This window comes from Mixta calida (genome assembly GCF_002953215.1).
GTDB lineage: Bacteria > Pseudomonadota > Gammaproteobacteria > Enterobacterales > Enterobacteriaceae > Mixta > Mixta calida.
In genome coordinates this window covers 2586653-2607781 of the sequence record NZ_CP026378.1, presented here as the reverse complement: position 1 = coordinate 2607781, position 21129 = coordinate 2586653, and the positions used below count along the sequence as shown (strand labels likewise).

Genomic DNA, 21129 nt, shown 5'->3' with positions numbered 1-21129 from the left:
GATTAAAACAGCGCGCTCTGTTGCGGCCAGTCGGGCGGTGGGCCGACCTGGGGCAACGCCTGTTGCAGACGCGGCCAGAGCGTCTGCACCAGATCCAGCACCTCGCCGATATCGGGCGTATGCAGAAACAGCCAGGGCGTGCCGTTTGCCTGCCAGCCCGGCAGTTTGCTGAGCCAGTCCTCAAACCAGGCCTGATTCTCCCGCAGCGAATCACTGCCGATAAAGCGCACCATTGGATCGCTGGCGGTCATGATGGCGTGCGGCGGCACCTTCGGCTTTTTAGATTTGGCGTCCAGCGACGCCGGGCTGGTGGAGGTGGACGCATGCACCGGACGGCTGTCGAGGATCACGCGGTTAACCCCACGCTGATGCAGCCCGCGGTTTAGCGCGCGTTCCGCCTCGCCTTTAGCGAAGAAAGCAGGATGACGCACTTCCACCCCGTAACGGAAAGCGGCGGGAAGCTTATCGAGAAACGCCCAGAGCGCCGACAGCGAATCAGGCCCAAAGGCGGCGGGCATTTGCAGCCAGTACTGGCCGATGCGCGGGCTGAGCGGATCGAGCGTGCGGAAAAATTCCTCTACCAGATCGTCGCAGTGGCGCAGGCCGGACTGATGGGTGATGCTGGCAGGAAACTTAAAGCAGAAGCGGAAATCATCGTGGGTCATCGCCTGCCAGCGCAGCACCACCTCCGCCTTTGGCAGAGCGTAGAGCGTGGTGTTGCCCTCGACGCAGTTGAAGTAGCGCGCATAGTCGGCCAGCGTTTCCAATCCGTAACGTTTCCAGTGGGGATGTTGCCACTGCGGCAATCCCAGACGAAATGTCGACATGTTGCTCCCGTAGCGGACGGGCGAACCCGTCCGAATGAGGTTACAGCGCGGCGATAATCTCTTCGACGCGACGCACTTTCGCGATGCGCGGGAAAATCCATTCCAGGCTGCTGTTGTGTTGCTCCACGCTGCCCGCGCTGCAAATATCTTCAGCAATCACCAGGTTAAAGCCCAGCTCCCAGGCGTTACGCGCGGTAGATTCTACGCCAATATTGGTGGAAATGCCGCCCAGCACGATAGTATCGATGCCGCGACGGCGCAGCTGCAGCTCCAGATCGGTGCCGTAAAAGGCGCCCCACTGATGTTTCACCACGTGCAGATCGCCTGAGTCGACGCCCAGCGCGGTGGGGTAATCCCACCAGTTATCCGGCAGCGCGCCGTGCATCAGCGCGGTGTCCACTTCCTGTTTCGGCGCGTCGGCGAAATCGGGCGACCAGCCCACGCGCACCAGTACCACCGGCGCGTTGACGGCGCGGAACTTCGCCGCCAGCTGCGCCGCGCCTGACACCACCTGTTCAGCGCTGTGCGGCCCGCCGGCGAAAGGCAAAATGCCCTCCTGCAAATCGATTAACACCAGGGCGGTCGATGTGGGATTAAGTTTCATATTGCTCTCCGCGAAAAAAAGAGGTTAAGCCTGGGCCAGCGGACCGATGGCAGGCAAGGGGAAAAATGTCGTTAATTCATGAATTTTGTGAATTTATATGTGCATAGCGCTAACATTAGCCTGCGATGGATAACAAATGCGCGCGCTTTACGCGCCGCGCGCCGTTCCCCCTTATCGCGCCTTGCTTTTTACATTATAATGCCTGCCTTTTTGCGGCAGCGTCTGCCTGCGGTTATCCGCCGGATAATCTCACTACACGACGACACAACCAGGCTGCCCATGCTGCAGCGGCGAAGTTAAAAGGATAGCGTTATGCGTACAGAATATTGCGGGCAGATCAATCTGTCTCATGTTGGTCAGCAAGTGACTCTCTGCGGTTGGGTTAACCGTCGCCGCGATCTTGGGAGCCTGATCTTTATCGATATGCGCGACCGTGAAGGCATCGTTCAGGTCTTTTTCGATCCGGATCGTCAGGAGGCCTTTAACCGCGCCTCTGAACTGCGCAACGAGTTCTGCATTCAGGTGACCGGCGTGGTGCGCGCGCGCGACGAGCGCAATAAAAACCCCGATATGGCCACCGGTGAAGTGGAAGTGTTCGCGACCGAGCTGACCATCATCAACCGCGCTGAGCCGCTGCCGCTCGACTCCAACCAGGTAAACAGCGAAGAAGCGCGCCTGAAATACCGCTATCTCGACCTGCGTCGTCCAGAAATGGCGCAGCGTCTGAAAACCCGCGCGAAAATTACCAGCTTCGTGCGTCGCTTTATGGATGACAACGGCTTCCTCGACATCGAAACGCCGATGCTGACCAAGGCCACGCCGGAAGGCGCACGCGACTATTTAGTGCCGAGCCGCGTCCATAAAGGCAAATTCTACGCGCTGCCGCAGTCGCCGCAGCTGTTCAAACAGCTGCTGATGATGTCCGGCTTCGATCGTTACTACCAGATCGTTAAGTGCTTCCGTGATGAAGACCTGCGCGCGGATCGCCAGCCGGAATTTACTCAGATCGATGTGGAAACCTCCTTTATGACCGCGCCGCAGGTGCGTGAAGTGATGGAGCGCATGGTACGTCAGCTCTGGCTGGAAGTGAAAGGCGTCGACCTCGGCGAGTTCCCGCAGATGACCTTCGCCGAAGCGATGCGCCGCTACGGCTCCGATAAGCCGGATCTGCGCAACCCGATGGAGCTGGTGGATGTCGCCGATCTGGTGAAAGCGGTGGAGTTCAAGGTCTTTTCCGGTCCGGCGAACGATGCGAAAGGCCGCGTTGCGGCGCTGCGCGTACCGGGCGGCGCAGGGCTGAGCCGTAAGCAGATCGATGAATATGGCAAGTTTATTGAAATCTACGGCGCGAAAGGGCTGGCTTATATCAAGGTCAACCAGCGCGCGCAGGGTCTGGAAGGCATCCAGAGCCCGGTAGCGAAGTTCCTGAATGCTTCGATCGTCGAAGCGATCCTTGAGCGCACCGGCGCGCAGGATGGCGACATGGTCTTCTTCGGCGCCGATAAAGCGGGCGTGGTGGCGGATGCGATGGGCGCGCTGCGTCTGAAGCTGGGCCGCGATCTGAAGATCACCGACGACAAAGCGTGGAAGCCGTTGTGGGTCGTTGACTTCCCGATGTTTGAAGACAACGGCGAAGGCGGTCTGACGGCGATGCACCATCCGTTCACCGCGCCGCGCGATATGACGCCGGAAGAATTGAAAGCCGCGCCGGAAACCGCTATCGCCAACGCGTACGATATGGTGATCAACGGTTATGAAGTGGGCGGCGGTTCCGTGCGTATCCACAACGGCCAGATGCAGCAGACGGTGTTCGGCATTCTCGGCATCACTGAATCTGAACAGCGCGAGAAGTTCGGCTTCCTGCTCGACGCGCTGAAGTTCGGCACGCCGCCGCATGCGGGCCTGGCGTTTGGTCTGGATCGGCTGGTGATGCTGCTGACCGGCACCGACAATATCCGCGACGTTATCGCCTTCCCGAAAACCACCGCCGCCGCCTGTCTGATGACCGAGGCGCCGAGCTTCGCCAATCCGGCTTCGCTGGAAGAGTTGGCGATTCAGGTGGTGAAAAAGGATAAGCCAGAGAGTCTGTAAGATGAGCTTTAAGCATCCCGTTTCGGTACTGGTAGTGATTTATGCTCAGGATACCGGGCGGGTGCTGATGCTGCAGCGGCGCGACGATCCCGATTTCTGGCAGTCGGTCACTGGCAGCCTGGAAAGAGGTGAAACGCCGGCAGAGGCCGCGCGGCGCGAAGTGGGAGAGGAGCTGGCCATTGATGTGGCGGCGGAAGGGCTGACGCTGGAGGATTGCCGGCGTCAGATTGAATTTGAAATTTTTCCGCACTTTCGTCACCGCTACGCGCCCGGCGTCACGCATAATACCGAGCACTGGTTTCGCCTGGCGCTGCCGCGCGAGCGCAGCATTGTTCTCAGCGAGCACCTCGCCTGGCGATGGCTGGACGCCCCTGAGGCCGCCCGTCTTACCAAGTCCTGGAGTAATCGCCAGGCGATTGAAGAATTCGTCGGCTAACCGCTGCCGACAGCCGCGCGCCGCACTGCAAAGTGCATCGCCGTTACCCGGCGAGCGCGCTGAAGCCGTCAGTCACTGACTGATACGAAATCAACAGCGTCAGGCATCAGGCGCACGTTTCCCGCGGGGAAGCTGATCTTGAGGTGTCTGACCGGTGTCAAACTGGAGAGAGCAGAGTTATGGCAGGGCATAGTAAATGGGCCAACACCAAACACCGCAAAGCGGCACAGGATGCCAAGCGCGGTAAGATTTTTACCAAAATTATTCGTGAGCTGGTCACCGCGGCCAAGCTGGGCGGCGGCGATCCGGCCTCTAACCCGCGCCTGCGTGCGGCGATGGATAAAGCGCTGTCCAATAACATGACGCGCGACACCATGGATCGCGCCATTGCCCGCGGCGTTGGCGGCGATGACAACAGCAACATGGAAACCATCATTTATGAAGGCTACGGCCCCGGCGGCACCGCCGTGATGGTGGAATGCCTGAGCGACAACCGCAACCGCACCGTATCTGAAGTGCGTCACGCCTTCACCAAATGCGGCGGCAACCTCGGCACCGACGGCTCCGTCGCCTATCTGTTCACCAAAAAAGGCGTGATCTCCTATGCGCCGGGCCTGGATGAAGACACGGTGATGGACGCGGCGCTGGAAGCGGGCGCGGACGACGTGGTGACCTATGACGACGGCGCGATCGACGTCTTCACCCCGTGGGAAACCTTTGGCGAAGTGAAAGATGCGCTGGACGCGGCCGGTCTGAAAGCGGAAACGGCGGAAGTGACCATGATTCCGTCCACCAAAGCGGATATGGATGCGGAGACGGCGCCGAAGCTGATGCGCCTGATCGATATGCTGGAAGATTGTGACGATGTGCAGGAAGTTTACCATAACGGTGAGATTTCCGACGAGGTCGCGGCCACCCTGTAAGGGCGATCGCGACCGCCAACCTGACGGAGTAGCCTGATGGCGATTATTCTGGGCATTGACCCAGGCTCACGGATCACCGGCTATGGCGTGATTCGTCAGGTGGGACGACAGCTAACTTACCTGGGCAGCGGCTGCATCCGCACCCAGGTCGACGATCTGCCGACCCGTCTGAAGCTGATTTACGCCGGCGTCAGTGAAATTATCACGCAGTTCCAGCCTGACTTTTTCGCCATCGAACAAGTGTTTATGGCGAAAAACGCCGATTCGGCGCTGAAGCTGGGACAGGCGCGCGGCGCGGCGATTGTCGCGGCGGTCAATCAGGACCTGCCGGTGTTTGAATATGCGGCGCGCCAGGTGAAGCAGACGGTGGTCGGCATCGGCAGCGCGGAAAAAAGCCAGGTGCAGCATATGGTGCGCACCTTGCTAAAGCTGGCGGCTAATCCGCAGGCGGACGCCGCCGATGCGCTGGCGATCGCCATTACCCACTGCCACGTCAGTCAGAACGCCAGCAAGCTGAGCGACACCCGACTGAACCTGGCGCGCGGCAGGCTGCGTTCGTAACCCATTATCAGGCTGGATATTCATCCAGCCTTTTTTATGTTATAACTCTGACACTTTCTCCCCCCTGTATCAAAGGAAGCTACTGTGATAGGTCGTCTGCGAGGCATCATTCTGGAAAAACAACCGCCGCTGGTGTTAATTGAAGCGAACGGAGTGGGGTATGACGTCCACATGCCGATGACCTGCTTCTACGAGCTGCCGGAACTTAACCAGGAAGCGATCATCTTCACGCAGTTTATCGTGCGCGAAGACGCCCAGCTGCTTTACGGCTTCACCAGCAAGCAGGAACGCGCGCTGTTTCGCGAGCTGATCAAGGTGAACGGCGTCGGGCCGAAGCTGGCGCTGGCGATCCTCTCCGGCATGTCGGCGCAGCAGTTCGTCACCGCCGTCGAGCGCGAAGAGGTGGCGACGCTGGTGAAGCTGCCTGGCGTCGGCAAGAAAACCGCCGAGCGCCTGGTGGTGGAGATGAAAGACCGCTTTAAAGGCATGCATGGCGATCTGTTCGGCGGCGACGCAACCTTTACGCTGACCAGCGAAAACGCGGCGCCGGAAAGCAACGATGCCGAAGCCGAAGCGGTTGCCGCGCTGGTGGCGTTGGGGTATAAACCGCAGGAAGCCAGCCGGATGGTCAGCAAAGTGGGCCGCCCGGATGCTGATTGTGAAACCCTGATCCGTGAAGCGCTGCGTGCCGCGCTCTGAGGTAAACCATGATTGAAGCCGATCGCCTGGTCTCCCCTGGCAACGTCAGCGAAGAAGAGATTATTGACCGCGCCATCCGTCCGCGCCTGCTGGAAGAATATGTCGGCCAGCCGCAGGTGCGCGAGCAGATGGAGATTTTCATTAAAGCGGCCAAAATGCGCGGCGACGCGCTGGACCACCTGCTGATTTTCGGCCCGCCGGGGCTGGGTAAAACGACGCTGGCGAATATCGTGGCGAACGAAATGGGCGTCAATCTGCGCACCACCTCCGGTCCGGTGCTGGAAAAAGCGGGCGACCTGGCGGCGATGCTGACCAACCTTGAGCCGCATGACGTGCTGTTTATTGATGAGATCCATCGTCTGTCGCCGGTGGTGGAAGAGGTGCTTTATCCGGCGATGGAAGATTACCAGCTGGATATCATGATTGGCGAAGGTCCGGCCGCGCGCTCGATTAAGCTCGATCTGCCACCCTTTACCCTGATTGGCGCCACGACGCGCGCCGGTTCCCTGACGTCGCCGCTGCGCGATCGTTTCGGCATCGTGCAGCGCCTGGAGTTCTACCAGGTGAAAGATTTGCAGCATATCGTCGGCCGCAGCGCCGCCTGTCTGGGTCTGGATCTCAGCCCGGAAGGGGCGCTGGAAGTGGCGCGCCGCGCGCGCGGCACGCCGCGTATCGCTAACCGTCTGCTGCGCCGCGTGCGCGACTTCGCCGAGGTGCGCGCCGAAGGCGTGATGAACGGCGAGGTGGCAGCGAAGGCGCTGGATATGCTGAACGTCGACAACGAAGGCTTCGACTATATGGACCGCAAGCTGCTGCTGGCGATTATCGACAAATTCACCGGCGGCCCGGTCGGTCTTGATAACCTGGCGGCGGCGATTGGCGAAGAGCGCGAAACCATTGAGGATGTGCTGGAGCCTTATCTGATCCAGCAGGGCTTTATTCAGCGCACGCCGCGCGGCCGCATCGCCACGCAGCACGCCTATAAGCACTTCGGCATTAGCCGCGAGACATAACCTCGCCGACAGGTGTGGGGGCCGTGCCGCGTTCCTTGCGGTCTGCGGCGCAGCCCATAAAAAAACGCCAGCTGCGGCTGGCGTTTTTTATGGGCGAATATCAGCAAAAAGTTACGTCGGCGGCTGCTTCAGCTGGCTGAAAATAAACAGCAGCGCGGCGCACAGTACCACCGACGGGCCGGCTGGCGTATCGTAAAAGGCGGAGAAGGTCAAACCGCCGGTTACTGCGATAATGCCGACGCCGATGGCGAGGAGCGCCATCTGTTCCGGCGAACGGGCAAAGCGTCGCGCGGTGGCTGCCGGGATCACCAGCAGCGAGGTGATGATCAGCGCGCCGACGAATTTCATCGCCACGCCGATCGTGAGCGCGGTGATCAGCATCAGCAGCATACGGGTGCGGGCGATATTCACGCCGTCCACCTGCGCCAGTTCCGGGCTGATGGTCATCGACAGCAGCGGACGCCATTGCCAGGCGAGCGCCGCCAGCACCAGCGCGACGCCGCCGCCGATAATCGCTAAATCCTCCGGCGTCACAGCCAGCAGATCGCCGAACAGATAAGCCATCAGATCGACGCGCACGTTGGACATCAGGCTGACCACCACCAGACCGAGCGACAGCGCGCTGTGCGCCATAATCCCCAGCAGGGTGTCGATAGCGAGATGCGGGCGTCGTTCCAGCCAGACCAGACCCAGCGCCAGCAGCAGCGTGACGGCGATCACCGCATAAAAAGGATTGACGTTCAGCAGCAGGCCGAAGGCGACGCCCAACAGCGAAGCGTGCGCCAGCGTATCGCCGAAATAGGACATGCGGCGCCATACGACAAATGAACCGAGCGGACCGGCCGCCAGCGCCAGCATCACGCCGCCCAGCCAGCCGGGAAGTAAGAGTTCGAGCATTATTGTCCCTGTCCTTTACGCAAAACAATTCGTCCCTGCAAATCGTGACGATGGTTATGGTGATGACGGTAGATCGCCAGCTGCTCCGCGCCGCGCGGGCCGAACATGGCGATAAATTCTGGATGGCGGGAGACCGCTTCCGGCGTGCCGGAGCAGCAGATATGGTGATTCAGGCAGAGCACCTCATCGGTTTTCGCCATCACCAGATGCAGGTCGTGCGACACCATCAGCACCGCGCAGTTAAGCTCAAGGCGCAGCTGATTGATTAAATCATACAGCGCAACCTGGCCGTTCACATCAACGCCCTGCGTCGGTTCGTCCAGCACCAGCACGTGCGGCTGATTAAGCAGGGCGCGCGCCAGCAGTACGCGCTGCGTCTCGCCGCCGGAGAGTTTTTGCATCGGGGCATGCTGCAAGTGTCCGGCCTGTACGCGTTTCAGCGCCGGCAGGATATCCGCCTTACGCGCGCCGGGGCGCAGACGCAAAAAGCGCTCGACGGTCAGGGGCAGGGTCGCGTCGAGATGCAGCTTCTGCGGCACATAACCGATGCGCAGTTTTGCATCGCGTTTCAGCGTGCCGCTGTCAGGCGCGATCAGCCCAAGCACCACCCGCACCAGCGTCGATTTTCCGGCGCCGTTGGGGCCAAGCAAAGTCAGAATCCGTCCCGGCTCCAGCGATAATGAGATATTGGATAATACCTGGCGCTGGCCAAAACTGACTGAAATATTTTCCAGACTAATCAGTGAGCTCATAATTATTAAGACTTGCAGAAGTTATCGAATGTTATAATATCACAATCCATAACCCTGTCACGATGGATTGAAGCATTATGTTACAGAATAAAAAGGCATTATTTTCCCTGTTATTACCCCTCGGTTTTGCCGCTTCGCTTAGCGCGCCCGCCAGCGCAGCGGTTGTTACCTCCATCAAGCCGCTCGGCTTTATCGCCGCCGCCATCGCCGATGGCGTGACGCCGGTGGAGGTTTTACTGCCCGACGGCGCATCCGAACATGACTACGCGCTTCGTCCGTCTGACGTCAAACGCTTGCAGGGCGCGGATCTCGTGGTCTGGATAGGGCCGGAAATGGAGGCCTTTATCAGCAAAACCGCCAGCGCATTTCCCGCTGAGAAAAATCTTGAACTGGCCAGTTTACCGACGGTAAAACCGCTACTTATTACCGGCGCTGAAGAGGAAGATGAGCATCATGACGGCGATGACGATCATCATGATGCAGCGCATGAGCATCATCATCACGGGCAATATAATATGCACCTATGGATGTCCCCGGAAATAGCGCGCCAATCTGCGGTTGCAATCCACGAAAAATTATTGGAACTTATGCCGCATAGCAAAGACAAACTGGACGCTAACCTGCAGCAATTTGAGTCACAATTGACGAAAAATGATGAGCAGATAGCGCGTCAGCTGGCGCCCGTTAAAGGGAAAGGATATTTCGTTTTTCATGATGCCTACACCTACTTTGAAAAACACTACGGTCTCACGCCGCTTGGCCATTTTACCGTAAATCCTGAGATCCAACCGGGCGCGCAGCGCTTACATCAAATTCGAACACAGTTGGTTGAGCAAAAAGCGACCTGCGTTTTTGCTGAGCCACAGTTCAGGCCGGCCGTCATCGATGCCGTTGCCAGGGGGACTCAGGTGCGTAAAGGTACGCTCGATCCGCTGGGAATGGGCATCAGCTTAGGAAAAGACAGCTATGTGAAATTCCTCTCACAGCTGTCGAGCCAGTATGAAAGCTGCCTGAAAGGAGCATGAGGAATTACTTAAAGTGCAACAGATAGCCCGCTCTGTCGCCCTGGCATTTAATAATCTGCCGCGACCCCACCGCGTTATGCTCGGGTCGCTCACCGTTGTTACTCTGGCCGTCGCAGTCTGGCGGCCTTATGTTTATCATCCGGGCGAAACCTCGCCCATTGTTAAAACCATCGAAATTGATAAAAACGAGCTGCGCACGCTGCTGCCCGAAGCCAGCGAGCCGCTCGATCAGTCTTCTCCCGCGCCGGAAGACGATCTGCCGAAAGATGAAATCGACGAAGATGTGACGGCGGAAGCCGGCACCCACGACTACGTGGTTTCCAGCGGCGATACGTTGAGCAGCATTCTCAACCAGTACGGCATCGAAATGGGTGACATTAGCCAGTTGGTGAAGGTGGATAAAGATCTGCGCAACCTGCAGGTTGGCCAGCAAATCTCCTGGACACTGACCGACGACGGTCAGCTGCAGCGCCTGACCTGGGAGATGTCGCGCCGCGAAACCCGCACCTACGACCGCGTCGACAACGGCTTTAAAATGTCCAGCGAGCTGCAAAAAGGCGAGTGGAAAAACAGCGTGCTGACCGGCGTGGTCAACGGCAGCTTCGTCACCAGCGCACAGCGCGCGGGGCTGAACAGCGCCGAAATCAGCAGCGTGATTAAAGCGTTACAGTGGCAGATGGATTTCCGCAAGCTGCGCGCTGGCGATAAGTTCAGCGTGTTGATGTCGCGCGAGGAGCTGGACGGTAAAAAGGAACAGAGTCAGCTGCTGGGCGTGCGTCTGCGCACCGGCGGCAAAGATTACTACGCGATCCGCGCCGAAGACGGCAAATTCTACGATCGCAGCGGCTCTGGCCTGGCGCGCGGCTTTATGCGCTTCCCGACGGTGAAGCAGTACCGCGTCTCCTCTAACTTCAATCCGCGCCGTCTGAATCCGGTGACCGGCCGCATCGCGCCGCATAAAGGCGTCGATTTCGCCGTGCCGATCGGCACGCCGGTGCTGGCGGTGGGCGACGGCGAAGTGGTACAGGCAAAACACAGCGCTGGCGCGGGCAACTACATCGCTATCCGCCATGGTCGTCAGTATATGACGCGCTATATGCACATGAAAAAGCTGCTGGTGAAACCGGGCGACAAAGTGAAGCGCGGCGACCGCATCGGTCTTTCCGGCAGCACCGGGCGCTCGACCGGGCCGCATCTGCATTATGAAATCTGGATCAACAACCAGGCGGTGAATCCGCTGACGGCGAAACTGCCGCGCACCGAAGGGCTGACCGGCAAAGACCGCTCTACCTACCTGGCGCAGGTCAGAGAAGTTCTGCCGCAGTTGAAGCTGAATTAAGACTGACGCCAGCAACGCGGGCGGCGCACATAAACGCCGCCCGTATTGCCGTTTTTTATCTGAATTCGTACAATTTCCCCGCGATTTATCTGCGATTTATCTGCGGTTTAGCGCCTGCCTGCGGTAACCGTTGCAAATTTACCTGCCCGCACTATCATTAGCCGCTTATTGACCGAGGCGAGTGCATGGAAACCAGCAAGAAAAAAAGCAATATCGAATTTATTCCCGTCTTTCAGAAGTCCTTTCTGTTGCCGAAATACTGGGGCGCCTGGCTGGGCATCGGCGCGTTTGCCGGTATGGCGTTGCTGCCGCCGGCGCTGCGCGATCCCATTCTTGGCGCGGCCGGTCGTCTGGCTGGACGCCTGGCGAAAAGCGCTCGCCGTCGTGCGCAAATTAATCTGCTTTACTGTCTGCCGGAACGCTCTGAAGCGGAGCGCGAGGCGATTATTGATGAGATGTTCGCCACCGCGCCGCAGTCGATGGTAATGATGGCCGAGCTGGCGCTGCGCAACCCGGAGCGGGTGCGCGAACGCGTGCGCTGGCACGGAAAAGAGATCATCGAGGCGATGCAGGCGAATAAAGAGAATGTCATTTTTCTGGTGCCGCACGGCTGGGCGGTAGATATCCCGGCGATGCTGCTTGCCTCGGAAGGGCAGATGATGGCGGCGATGTTCCATAATCAAAGCAATCAGCTTTTCGACTATATCTGGAACCGCGTGCGTCGCCGTTTTGGCGGCCGCATGCACGCCCGCAACGACGGCATCAAACCTTTTATCAGCTCGGTGCGTCAGGGTTACTGGGGCTACTATCTGCCCGACCAGGATCATGGCGCGGAGCACAGCGAATTCGTCGATTTCTTCGCGACCTATAAAGCGACGCTGCCGGCGGTGGGCCGCCTGATGAAGGTGTGCCGCGCACGCGTGGTGCCGCTGTTCCCGGTCTATAACGGCAAAACGCATCAGCTTGATATTTTTATCCGCCCGCCGATGGACGATCTGCTGGAGGCGGACGACCACACGCTGGCGCGCCGGATGAATGAAGAGGTGGAGATTTTTGTGCGTCCGAACCCTGAACAATATACCTGGATTCTCAAGCTGCTGAAAACGCGACGCGAAGGAGAAATTGAACCCTATAAGCGTAAAGAGCTGTTTCCGCGCAAAAAATAACGCCCGCTGCCTGCGCCAGCGGGCGGCTGTTTTTTGGCGGGCGCAGACGTGATGCCCGCGCCCGCCAGTTCATCAGGCTGGGTCGATTTTGCTGCGACGCTTGCGTTCGCGCAGGAATGCGGTCACCAGCACCAGCCACAGCAGGCCGCTCGCCAGATTGATCAGACTGAACCAGGCGGCGCCGCCGTGAAAATAGCCATATTTCGACAGCTCAATCCCCAGCGCAAACGCCAGAATGCTCACCATGCCTAACATCGCGGCGACGCTGCCTTTGCCCGCGGTGCTGGAAAAGAGCGTCAGACGATAGAGTCCGGCGTTCACCATCCCCGCGCCCCAGGCATAAATGCTCAGCCCGGCGGTCAGCCACAGATAACTGTGACGATCGATAATCGAGGTGAGCGTCGCCAGCATTAAGCCAGCAAGAATTGGCCAGGCGCCGAAGCGCAGCGGCCCTTCAATCGGCAGGCGGCTCGCCAGCCGACTCAGCGTCAGGTTGCCGGCTATCATCGCCAGGAACACCGGCAGCTGCAGCAGCGCATAGTCCATGCGCGTCAATCCTTCATCATGAATCAGGATCACCGGCGACAGGGCGACCCAGGCGAGGATCGGAATAAACACCAGGCCAATCGCCAGCGAGCCGCTCATCACCTGCCGATCGCGCGCCAGCGCCAGATAGGCGCGTCCCAGGCTTTTCAGACTGATGGAAACGCTGCGGTCGCCTGCGGTTTCAGGCATCGCGCGCCAGAGACCGATCAGCGCCACGGCGGCAAGAAGGGCGAATAGCCAGAACATGGTGCGCCAGTCGCCCACGGTAAGAAACGCGGCGCCCGCCAGCGGCCCGGCCAGCGGCGCCAGCAGGGCGACGTTCGCCATCAGCGCCATAATGCGCACGCTGCGCGCTTCGTCAAAGGCTTCCTGAATGGCGGCGTAGCCCACCGCGCCGATAAAGCAGAGGCTGGCGCCCTGGAAAAAACGCAGGGCGACGAACTGCTCGATCGAAGCGACCCAGTGCGTCATCGCGCAGCAGACGATAAAAAACAGTACGCCCGCCAGCATTACCGGGCGACGGCCATATTTATCGGAGAGCGGGCCAAGCAGCCATTGCAGCAGGATACCGCCGATCAGATAGGCGGTCAGCGAGGTGGAGACCCACTCGGCTCCAACATGGAATTCGCTGGTCACCAGCAGCATGCCGGGCTGGATCATATCGTGTGCGATATAGGTGGCGAATTCAAACAGCACCAGCGAAAGGGGAAACATCAAATGCCTGAAGGTCAGGCGGGAAACCGGGGTATATGCAGCCATGCAGGTATGCTCCAGAAATGTAAAAAACGCGACCGAAAAGGCAGTCGCGTCAGATGATAGCTAAAGGTGCGGCGTGGGTGACATCGCCCGCTCGCAAAGCCGCAAAGAGAGCATCCATGCCAGCTCTGCCCGCGGCGCGGGACGCTTTGCTCTCTGGTCTCTGTCACCCATATTTTAAATTTGTCAGCACGCTGACGCGGTTGCGTCAGTATAGCGATCAAAATAATACTACAGATGAATTATTCTTGATGCGCGTAAACGGCTATCGGGTTCGTCAGCTCGCCAGCGAACTTCAGATTTTCCGCCGGATCGGACAGGTTGATCATCTGCTGATTGTTCGCCAGCTGTAGCCGGTTCAGACAGGAGAGGGCGAAAGTGGGCGCAAAAAGATCGTAGCGGGCGAACTTGCTCGCCAGCTGCGGATGCGCCTGCTGATAGTCATGCACGCACTGCGCCACGCGCTGCCAGAAACGCGCCTCCGGCAATGTGCCGCTGTCGTCCAGAATCGCCGACACGAAGCGGAAAATACAGTCGAAGACGTCGGTGAAGATGGAGAGGATCTTCAGGTTGTCCGGTACGTCTACCGCCAGCCGCTGCGCCTTCTCCGGCAGTATCGCGTCCGGGTTCAGCACCGCGATCTCCTCGCCGATATCCTTCATATACGCGCTGACCGGCACGTTGTTCTCCAGCAGCAGGATCAGGTTTTCGCCGTGCGGCATAAACACGATATCGTGCTGATAGAAACAGTGCAGCAATGGGCTGAGATAGCAGGTCAGGTAGCGATCGATCCATGCCTCCGGGGCCAGACCGGAATCGGCGATCAGGGCCGGCAGCAGCGGCTGTTGATACTGATCGATATGCAGCAGCGACGCCATGGTCATCAGACGCTGGCCCGGCTTAAGCTGCGCGACCGGATTATCGCGCCACAGCGCGGCGAACATCTTTTTCCAGGCGGAATCGCCCTGAATGGCGCGTTCATAGTAGCGGTTGTGGTAGCCGATGGCCGCCACTTCGCGCAGGATGCGGAAATCGCACCGCTTCAGCCAGGCATCCTGGCTGACGACGCTCTCCAGCCACTGATTGACCGCTGGCGTAGTGGCCATGTAGTAAGGCGACAGCCCGCGCATAAAGCCCATATTCAGCACCGACAGCGCGGTTTTCACATAGCGCTTCGTCGGCTGGCTACGGTTAAAGAAGGTGCGGATCGACTGCTGCGCCTGATATGTATCTTCGCCTTCGCCCAGCCAGATAATGTCGCGCGCGGCGATATCGGGCGCGAACACCGTCAACAGCTTGTTCTGCCACTGCCAGGGATGCACCGGCATAAACAGATAATCCTGCGGATCGACCGCCAGCGCGCGCAGCCGATCGTTAAACGCCGCCAGCGTGCTGTCGCCCAGTTCCTCCTGCATCAGCCGCTGGTAGCTCAGCGTATCCAGACTGGAGAAGTGGGCGTTGCGCGTATGCACCGCCACCCAGATTAGACGGATCGGCGCGGCCGCCTCCGGCGCCCAGGCGAGATAGTCGCGCGCATCGAAGCCGATGCGGCCGTTGTTGGCGACAAAGCAGGGATGCCCTTCGGTCATCGAGGCTTCCACCGTCTGGAAATCCGCCTTCACCAGCGCCGCGCTATCCGGGTTGCCTTTTTGCAGCTTATAGACGCTGCTGCACAGCGTACTGGTGATCTCTTCCATATAGATCGCCAGCATGGCGGCGGGGATGCCGATCTGTTGTCTGAACTCGATAATAAATTGCAGCGCGTCCAGCGTGTGCGGCACGCCGTTTTCGCTTTTTTCCAGCGAATCGGCGTCGATCTGCCAGTGATCGAGCGCCAGCCTGCGGGCGCGGAATCGATAAACCGCTTCTCCGTCCGGTACCGCCAGCAGCCAGCCGTCGCGACCATCGGGCTGCGGGGCGATCAGTTTTTCATGGGCGAACTCGGCTATTGCCTTGCGCACCAGCAGCCGGTTAGCCAGCGCCCAGTTGTCGCCGGTAAGGTGGTGGCCGTGCGCGAGGGAGGTAGATGTCGTCATTGGTGATTGTTCCTGCTGTTGAGCATGCTGATAATCTTCGCGCTGGCAGAAGGCGAGCCACGCGGTTTTATGTCCCATATCGATGGTGTGCTGGTAGCGGAAACCGGCGCGCTGGTTCAGACGATGGATCTTCTCATTGCGTACGTCCGGCTCAACCACCACGCGCCGCACCTGCGGCAGGCTGAACAGGTAATCCATTACCGTACTGAACACCTGCCAGCTGAACTGTGCGACAGGCTTTTCCGCCGGCGCGATCAGGATATGCATCCCGTAATCGTCAGGGCGCGCCGGATAGTGTTTGCCCACCTCATCCTGCTGTGCCTGATAACATTCCATCAGGAAAACCGGCTCGCCGTTGCAGAGGCCGATAATCGCCGCCTGCGGATTGTCGGCGGTCAGCTGCTGATAGAAGGCGGCGACCTGTTCCAGCGTATCGTTCTGCATTCCCCAGAAGCGGGCGTAGTCCTGCGTCACCCAGCGGTGGATCAGCGGGACGTCTGCGGCGGTCATCGGCCGCAGGGTAAATTCGCCGGCCGGACGAGTGCATTGATATAACGTCGTCATGTTACAGCTCCGTCTCTGCCGGGAAGGTCTGGAAGGCGATGCGCTGCTCGATCGGATAGATTTCGCGTCCGGCGATCTCGCGGATCAGCACCGAGTTGCGGTAGCAGGCCATGCCGAGATCGGGCGTCACGAAACCGTGCGTATGCAGTTCAGCGTTCTGCACGAACACCGCGTTATGACGATCGATGCTGTAGTTGCGCTGCACGTCGTAGCGTCCCTTTTCATCCCAGCGCAGGCGACTGGCGATGCCTTCGATAAACTGCGGCGATTGATAGTGATAGCCGGTCGCCATCACCAGCCCTTCAGTGCGACGGGTATAGTGCTGATCCTGCTCGCGCTGATGCAGCGACAGCTCCAGCTCATCGTTCGGCAGACGGCGCAGACCGGTAAGCGCCGAGTTGGTGAACAGCCGCACCTTGAGGTCGCCATCCAGCTGCTTGATGTACATCAGGTCGTAAATATCGTTAATCAGGCTGCTGTTGATGCCTTTAAACAGGTTTTTATGACTCGCATTCAGCTGGTCGCGCTTGTCAGGAGGCAGGGCGTGGAAATAGTCGATCCACTCCGGCGAGGTCATCTCCAGCGTCAGCCTGGTGTACTCCAGCGGATAGAAACGCGGCGCGCGCGTGATCCAGTTCAGCTGATAGTCGTACTGGTCGATGTCGCTCAGCAGATCGTAGAAAATTTCCGCCGCGCTCTGGCCGCTGCCCAGCACGGTGATTGAGCGCTGCGCCTGCAGCTTCGCTTTGTTGACCAGGTAGTCGCTGGAATGCACCACCCGATCGCGCAGCGGACGGCTGCACTCCGGCAGCCAGGAGACCGGGCCGGTGCCCAGCACCAGCTTGCGCGTCAGCCAGGTGCGGCGTTCGCCGCTGCGGGTATCGACGGTGTGCAGCTGATAGCAGGCGCGGCCTTCATCGTAGCTGGCGTACTCCACGCGCGTGTTCCAGCGCAGGTTGTCCAACTGCGAGCAGGCCCACTGGCAGTACTGGTTATACTCTTTGCGCATCAGGAAAAAGCTTTCACGGATATAGAAGCTGTAAAGCTTTCCTTTCTGCTTCATATAGTTCAGCAGGCTGAAGCGGCTGGTGGGATCGGCCAGCGTCACCAGATCGGCCATAAACGGCGTTTGCAGATGCGCGCTCTCCAGCATCATGCCTGTGTGCCAGTCAAAGCCGGGGTTCTGATCGAGAAACAGGCCGTTGATCTCATTCAGCGGCGCCGTAAGACAGGCGAGGCTGAGGTTAAACGGACCGACGCCGATGCCGATAAAGTCATAAATGGTGTCGTTCATCATTATGCCCTTACTGATTCGCTGCGTTGAGTGACAGGTTGTGCGACAGCTCGCGCCCATAGTGGGTGATCAGGGCGATCACATCTTCCATGTCGGCGACGCGGGTAGCCGGATTGAGCAGGGTGAATTTCAGGTACTGACGACCGTTCACTTTGGTGCCCGCCACGACCGCGTTGCCGGAGCGGAACAGCGCTTTGCGGATCTGCGCGTTGATTTCGTCAGTGATCTCGTCGCTGAGGCCCGGACGCGGAATAAAGCGGAAGACCTGGGTGGTCAGCTCCGGCGCGTGCAGCACTTCAATCGCCGGATGCGCCTGTAGCAGGCGGTGGGTTTGCTGCGCCAGCGCCAGCACGCTGTCAAAGGCTTCGCCCAGCTGCTGCGCGCCCATAATGCGCAGTGTCATCCACATTTTCAGCGCGTCGAAGCGGCGCGTGGTCTGGATACTCTTGTTCACCAGGTTGGGTGTACCTTCCTGCTGCGCGCTGAGCGGGTTAAGGTAGTCGGCATGCACCGTAACGTGACCAAGATGCTGGCTTTCGCGCACAAAAAAAGCGCCGCAGCTGACGGTCTGGAAAAAGGATTTGTGGTAATCGACGGTCACGGAGTCGGCGCGTTCGATGCCCTGCAAACGCTGGCGATGCAGCGGCGACACCAGCAGGCCGCAGCCGTAAGCGGCGTCGACGTGCATCCACAGCTGATAGTGATGGCAGATATCGCTTATCGCCCGCAGCGGATCGATGCTGCCAAAGTCGGTGGTGCCCGCCGTGGCGACCACCGCAATCGGGATCAGCCCCTGCTGGCGGCACTGCTGGATCGCCTGCTCAAGTTTGGCGGCGTCCATGCGGTAATGGTCGTCATGATCGACGGCGATCACCGCGTCGTAGCCAAGGCCCAGAATCGCGGTCGATTTCTGAATGCTGAAGTGGCTCATCTTTGAGGTAAAAATTCGCCACTTGCCGGCTTCCGGCGGCAGACCGCGCTGCTTGATCAGGTGGCCCGGATGCTGACGCGCGCACCAGCTGTCACGCGCCAGCAGCATCGCCATCAGGTTGGACTGGGTGCCGCCGCTGGTGAAAATACCGTCTGAGCCGGCGGGCAGGCCGATGCGTTGTAGCGTCCAGTCGATCACCTTCTGCTCGATCAGCGTGCCGCCGGCGCTCTGATCCCAGGTATCCACCGAGCTGTTCACCGCGCTCATGATCTGTTCCGCCAGCAGCGAGGGCAGAACGACAGGGCAGTTGAGATGCGCCACATATTTAGGATGGTGGAACCAGACGGCGTCGCGCAGATAAACTTCAGATAATTCTTCCAGCGCCGCCTGCTCGTCGCCCAGCGGCGCATCAAGATCGATAGCGCGCAGCGCCGGCGCCAGCTCGTGCGGCAAAATGCCGCTAAATGGCTTTTCAGTTTGCTGCAGCTGCTGGCGGACCAAAGCCAGCGCGCTCAGGGTCTGCTGTGCATACTGTTCCAGCTGCGCCTCATTGAAAAAAAATGTTGCGCTGCTGGCGCAGGCGGCATTGCGATCTGCTGGCGTGCTATTTTGTGTTGTTGCGGAAACCAATCCCATTTCCTTGACCTTATTTTGGACGTAAGAACCCCGTGCCGTCATCAAATTTATGACGGCCCTGTACGCCTGATGCGTCACGGCATCAGTTAAATTTATTTAATGTATTACCGGTATAGTCATAATGCCCGACAAGAAAGCGAAGCGAGAGAGATAACCTTTTTCAGCGGTAAACCTCCCATTTTATGAGGATAAATCCGTTTATGTTGCATGTATGCTGCAACTGATAATGTGAATGCGATTATAAATAGCAATCATTATCATTCAATAGGATTTTTGTGACAAGTGAGTTATAAGCAACATTAATATTTAAAATGTGATTTATGTCACATTTTATTGGGGGTATTACTACAAACAGCAGGGAAAAGGAGCAGGGCAGTGAAATGATTGTCGGCAGGCGGTCATTGAAAAGGAGAAAAAAGAAGGAAAAAACGCGCGAACCGATCGCGCGCCGTTTTTATTGCGTCAACGAAAACGCCGCAGAAGAAAGCTTGCGGCGGCAGGCGTTAATCGACCAGCAGCACGCGGCTGGTATTGGTGGTGCCGGTGGTGCCCATCACGTCGCCCTGGGTAACGATAACCAGATCGCCGGAGACCAGGAAACCCTTGTCGCGCAGCAGGTTAATCGCATCGTGCGCTGCGGCCACGCCGTCGTTATTGCTGTCGAAGTAGACCGGCGTGACGCCGCGATAGAGCGCCGTCAGGTTCAGCGTACGCTCGTGACGCGACATCGCGAAGATCGGCAAGCCGGAGGTGATGCGCGAAGTCATCAACGCGGTGCGCCCTGATTCGGTCATGGTGATAATCGCCGTGACGCCCTGTAAATGGTTGGCGGCATACATCGCCGACATCGCAATCGCTTCTTCAACGTTATCGAACTGCACTTCCAGACGGTGCTTCGAGACGTTGATACTGGGCACTTTCTCCGCGCCAAGACAGACTTTCGCCATCGCGCTGACGGTTTCTGCCGGATACTGACCGGCGGCGGTTTCCGCCGAGAGCATCACCGCATCGGTGCCGTCCAGTACGGCGTTCGCCACGTCCATGACTTCGGCGCGCGTCGGCATTGGATTGGTGATCATCGATTCCATCATCTGCGTGGCGGTAATCACCGCGCGATTCAGCTGACGTGCGCGGCGGATCAGCGCCTTCTGGATGCCGACCAGTTCAGGGTCGCCAATTTCCACGCCCAGATCGCCGCGCGCCACCATCACCACGTCGGACGCCAGGATAATGTCATCCATCGCCGCCTGGGTAGAGACCGCTTCGGCGCGCTCCACTTTCGCCACGATTTTCGCATCGCTGCCTGCTTCCTGCGCCAGGCGGCGCGCGTAATTGAGATCTTCGCCGCAGCGCGGGAAGGAGACGGCCAGATAATCGACGCCGATTTTCGCCGCGGTGAGAATGTCCGCTTTGTCTTTTTCGGTCAGCGCCTCGGCGGAAAGGCCGCCGCCCAGCTTGTTGATGCCTTTATTATTGGAAAGCGGGCCGCCGACCGTGACTTCGGTAAAAACTTTGCTGTCGCGCACTTCCAGCACTTTTAGCTGAACGCGGCCATCGTCAAGCAGCAGCACGTCGCCCGGCACCACATCTTCCGGCAGGCCTTTATAATCGATGCCGACTTTCTCTTTATCGCCTTCGCCCTTGCCCAGGCTGGCGTCGAGCAGAAAACGATCGCCGACGCTGAGGAAAATTTTGCCTTCTTTAAAGGTCGACACCCGGATTTTCGGTCCCTGCAGGTCGCCAAGGATGGCGACGTGGCGGCCCAGACGGGCGGCGATGTCGCGTACTTTATCCGCACGCAGCTGATGATCCTCTGGCGTGCCGTGTGAGAAGTTCAGTCGCACTACGTTAGCCCCGGCGGCAATAATCTTTTCCAGGTTGTTATCGCGGTCGGTAGCAGGGCCTAAAGTGGTAACGATCTTGGTTCTTCTGAGACGTCGGGTCATGGGTTTTCCTTAAGGTGTAGAAACCTGAGTGATGCACAGAGTAAGCATGAATGTTCTGGTTATGATTATTTATCGGCTTGCCGCGAG

The 21129-nt window shown here is 58.9% G+C and carries 18 protein-coding genes; 9 read left to right on the top strand and 9 right to left on the bottom strand.

Going from position 1 to position 21129, the window contains the following annotated elements; genetic code table 11:
* Nucleotides 1-2 precede the first annotated feature (2 nt).
* Nucleotides 3-827 carry a DUF72 domain-containing protein gene (locus C2E16_RS12510; protein ID WP_084970061.1) on the bottom strand — a complete coding sequence of 275 codons (825 nt, stop codon included), beginning with the start codon at nt 825-827 and terminating at the stop codon, nt 3-5.
* 40 nt (nt 828-867) lie between these two features.
* Complete coding sequence (locus tag C2E16_RS12505; RefSeq protein WP_038625633.1) at nt 868-1431, bottom strand: hydrolase; 564 nt, start codon at nt 1429-1431, stop codon at nt 868-870.
* Between the two features lie 312 nt (nt 1432-1743).
* Between C2E16_RS12505 and aspS the strand changes: the two genes are divergently transcribed.
* The 6 genes from aspS to ruvB all read left to right on the top strand — a co-directional run bounded on the left by aspS (nt 1744) and on the right by ruvB (nt 7154).
* On the top strand, nt 1744-3522 hold the full coding sequence (gene aspS, locus C2E16_RS12500) for an aspartate--tRNA ligase (RefSeq protein ID WP_038625634.1): 1779 nt from the start codon (nt 1744-1746) through the stop codon (nt 3520-3522).
* Between the two features lies 1 nt (nt 3523).
* Nucleotides 3524-3958, top strand: a complete 435-nt coding sequence (gene nudB, locus C2E16_RS12495) for a dihydroneopterin triphosphate diphosphatase (protein ID WP_038625636.1) — start codon at nt 3524-3526, stop codon at nt 3956-3958.
* Between the two features lie 179 nt (nt 3959-4137).
* Nucleotides 4138-4881 (top strand): YebC/PmpR family DNA-binding transcriptional regulator, encoded by a 744-nt coding sequence (locus tag C2E16_RS12490; RefSeq protein ID WP_038625638.1) that lies wholly within the window; start codon nt 4138-4140, stop codon nt 4879-4881.
* A gap of 36 nt (nt 4882-4917) precedes the next feature.
* Nucleotides 4918-5442 (top strand): crossover junction endodeoxyribonuclease RuvC, encoded by a 525-nt coding sequence (gene ruvC, locus C2E16_RS12485; RefSeq protein WP_038625640.1) that lies wholly within the window; start codon nt 4918-4920, stop codon nt 5440-5442.
* A gap of 84 nt (nt 5443-5526) precedes the next feature.
* A complete protein-coding gene (gene ruvA / locus C2E16_RS12480) occupies nt 5527-6141 on the top strand; it encodes a Holliday junction branch migration protein RuvA (RefSeq protein WP_038625641.1) in 615 nt (204 codons plus the stop codon).
* 8 nt (nt 6142-6149) lie between these two features.
* Nucleotides 6150-7154: a Holliday junction branch migration DNA helicase RuvB gene (ruvB, locus tag C2E16_RS12475; RefSeq protein WP_038625643.1), complete on the top strand. Its 1005-nt coding sequence runs from the start codon at nt 6150-6152 to the stop codon at nt 7152-7154.
* A 111-nt stretch (nt 7155-7265) separates the two neighbouring features.
* On the opposite strand, the gene znuB is transcribed toward ruvB, so the two are convergent.
* Both znuB and znuC read right to left on the bottom strand, forming a co-directional pair.
* A complete protein-coding gene (znuB, locus tag C2E16_RS12470) occupies nt 7266-8051 on the bottom strand; it encodes a zinc ABC transporter permease subunit ZnuB (RefSeq protein WP_084970060.1) in 786 nt (261 codons plus the stop codon).
* Nucleotides 8051-8803, bottom strand: coding sequence for a zinc ABC transporter ATP-binding protein ZnuC (gene znuC, locus C2E16_RS12465; protein ID WP_038625646.1), 753 nt, complete (start codon nt 8801-8803; stop codon nt 8051-8053). Before znuC ends, znuB begins: the two co-directional genes overlap by 1 nt.
* 77 nt (nt 8804-8880) lie before the next feature.
* Here znuC and znuA point away from each other — a divergent pair, with 77 nt between their 5' ends.
* The 3 genes from znuA to lpxM all read left to right on the top strand — a co-directional run bounded on the left by znuA (nt 8881) and on the right by lpxM (nt 12333).
* The gene (znuA, locus tag C2E16_RS12460) at nt 8881-9828 is read left to right on the top strand and encodes a zinc ABC transporter substrate-binding protein ZnuA (protein ID WP_038625647.1); all 948 of its coding nucleotides are present in this window, start codon (nt 8881-8883) and stop codon (nt 9826-9828) included.
* Nucleotides 9829-9841: 13 nt separating this feature from the next.
* Nucleotides 9842-11167, top strand: a complete 1326-nt coding sequence (gene mepM, locus C2E16_RS12455) for a murein DD-endopeptidase MepM (protein WP_038625648.1) — start codon at nt 9842-9844, stop codon at nt 11165-11167.
* Nucleotides 11168-11352: 185 nt separating this feature from the next.
* On the top strand, nt 11353-12333 hold the full coding sequence (gene lpxM, locus C2E16_RS12450; protein ID WP_084970059.1) for a lauroyl-Kdo(2)-lipid IV(A) myristoyltransferase: 981 nt from the start codon (nt 11353-11355) through the stop codon (nt 12331-12333).
* 72 nt (nt 12334-12405) lie between these two features.
* Here lpxM and C2E16_RS12445 read toward each other — a convergent pair whose 3' ends face one another.
* From C2E16_RS12445 to pyk, 5 genes are all read right to left on the bottom strand, one after another.
* Entirely contained in the window at nt 12406-13638 is a 1233-nt protein-coding gene (locus C2E16_RS12445; RefSeq protein WP_084970058.1) for an MFS transporter, read from the bottom strand.
* A 239-nt stretch (nt 13639-13877) separates the two neighbouring features.
* The gene (locus C2E16_RS12440) at nt 13878-16235 is read right to left on the bottom strand and encodes a GNAT family N-acetyltransferase (RefSeq protein ID WP_038625651.1); all 2358 of its coding nucleotides are present in this window, start codon (nt 16233-16235) and stop codon (nt 13878-13880) included.
* 1 nt (nt 16236) lies between these two features.
* Entirely contained in the window at nt 16237-17529 is a 1293-nt protein-coding gene (locus C2E16_RS12435) for a lysine N(6)-hydroxylase/L-ornithine N(5)-oxygenase family protein (RefSeq protein ID WP_038625653.1), read from the bottom strand.
* A 10-nt stretch (nt 17530-17539) separates the two neighbouring features.
* A complete protein-coding gene (locus C2E16_RS12430; RefSeq protein WP_081981775.1) occupies nt 17540-19096 on the bottom strand; it encodes a pyridoxal phosphate-dependent decarboxylase family protein in 1557 nt (518 codons plus the stop codon).
* A gap of 503 nt (nt 19097-19599) precedes the next feature.
* Complete coding sequence (pyk, locus tag C2E16_RS12425; protein WP_084970057.1) at nt 19600-21042, bottom strand: pyruvate kinase; 1443 nt, start codon at nt 21040-21042, stop codon at nt 19600-19602.
* Between the last annotated feature and the right edge of the window lie 87 nt (nt 21043-21129).

What these genes read in the sequence shown, in the direction of transcription:
- C2E16_RS12510 (WP_084970061.1), bottom strand. Translation starts at nt 827, where the DNA reads ATGTCGACATTTCGTCTGGGATTGCCGCAGTGGCAACATCCCCACTGG.
- C2E16_RS12505 (WP_038625633.1), bottom strand. Translation starts at nt 1,431, where the DNA reads ATGAAACTTAATCCCACATCGACCGCCCTGGTGTTAATCGATTTGCAG.
- aspS (WP_038625634.1), top strand. Translation starts at nt 1,744, where the DNA reads ATGCGTACAGAATATTGCGGGCAGATCAATCTGTCTCATGTTGGTCAG.
- nudB (WP_038625636.1), top strand. Translation starts at nt 3,524, where the DNA reads ATGAGCTTTAAGCATCCCGTTTCGGTACTGGTAGTGATTTATGCTCAG.
- C2E16_RS12490 (WP_038625638.1), top strand. Translation starts at nt 4,138, where the DNA reads ATGGCAGGGCATAGTAAATGGGCCAACACCAAACACCGCAAAGCGGCA.
- ruvC (WP_038625640.1), top strand. Translation starts at nt 4,918, where the DNA reads ATGGCGATTATTCTGGGCATTGACCCAGGCTCACGGATCACCGGCTAT.
- ruvB (WP_038625643.1), top strand. Translation starts at nt 6,150, where the DNA reads ATGATTGAAGCCGATCGCCTGGTCTCCCCTGGCAACGTCAGCGAAGAA.
- znuB (WP_084970060.1), bottom strand. Translation starts at nt 8,051, where the DNA reads ATGCTCGAACTCTTACTTCCCGGCTGGCTGGGCGGCGTGATGCTGGCG.
- znuC (WP_038625646.1), bottom strand. Translation starts at nt 8,803, where the DNA reads ATGAGCTCACTGATTAGTCTGGAAAATATTTCAGTCAGTTTTGGCCAG.
- znuA (WP_038625647.1), top strand. Translation starts at nt 8,881, where the DNA reads ATGTTACAGAATAAAAAGGCATTATTTTCCCTGTTATTACCCCTCGGT.
- lpxM (WP_084970059.1), top strand. Translation starts at nt 11,353, where the DNA reads ATGGAAACCAGCAAGAAAAAAAGCAATATCGAATTTATTCCCGTCTTT.
- C2E16_RS12445 (WP_084970058.1), bottom strand. Translation starts at nt 13,638, where the DNA reads ATGGCTGCATATACCCCGGTTTCCCGCCTGACCTTCAGGCATTTGATG.
- C2E16_RS12440 (WP_038625651.1), bottom strand. Translation starts at nt 16,235, where the DNA reads ATGACGACGTTATATCAATGCACTCGTCCGGCCGGCGAATTTACCCTG.
- C2E16_RS12435 (WP_038625653.1), bottom strand. Translation starts at nt 17,529, where the DNA reads ATGAACGACACCATTTATGACTTTATCGGCATCGGCGTCGGTCCGTTT.
- C2E16_RS12430 (WP_081981775.1), bottom strand. Translation starts at nt 19,096, where the DNA reads ATGGGATTGGTTTCCGCAACAACACAAAATAGCACGCCAGCAGATCGC.
- pyk (WP_084970057.1), bottom strand. Translation starts at nt 21,042, where the DNA reads ATGACCCGACGTCTCAGAAGAACCAAGATCGTTACCACTTTAGGCCCT.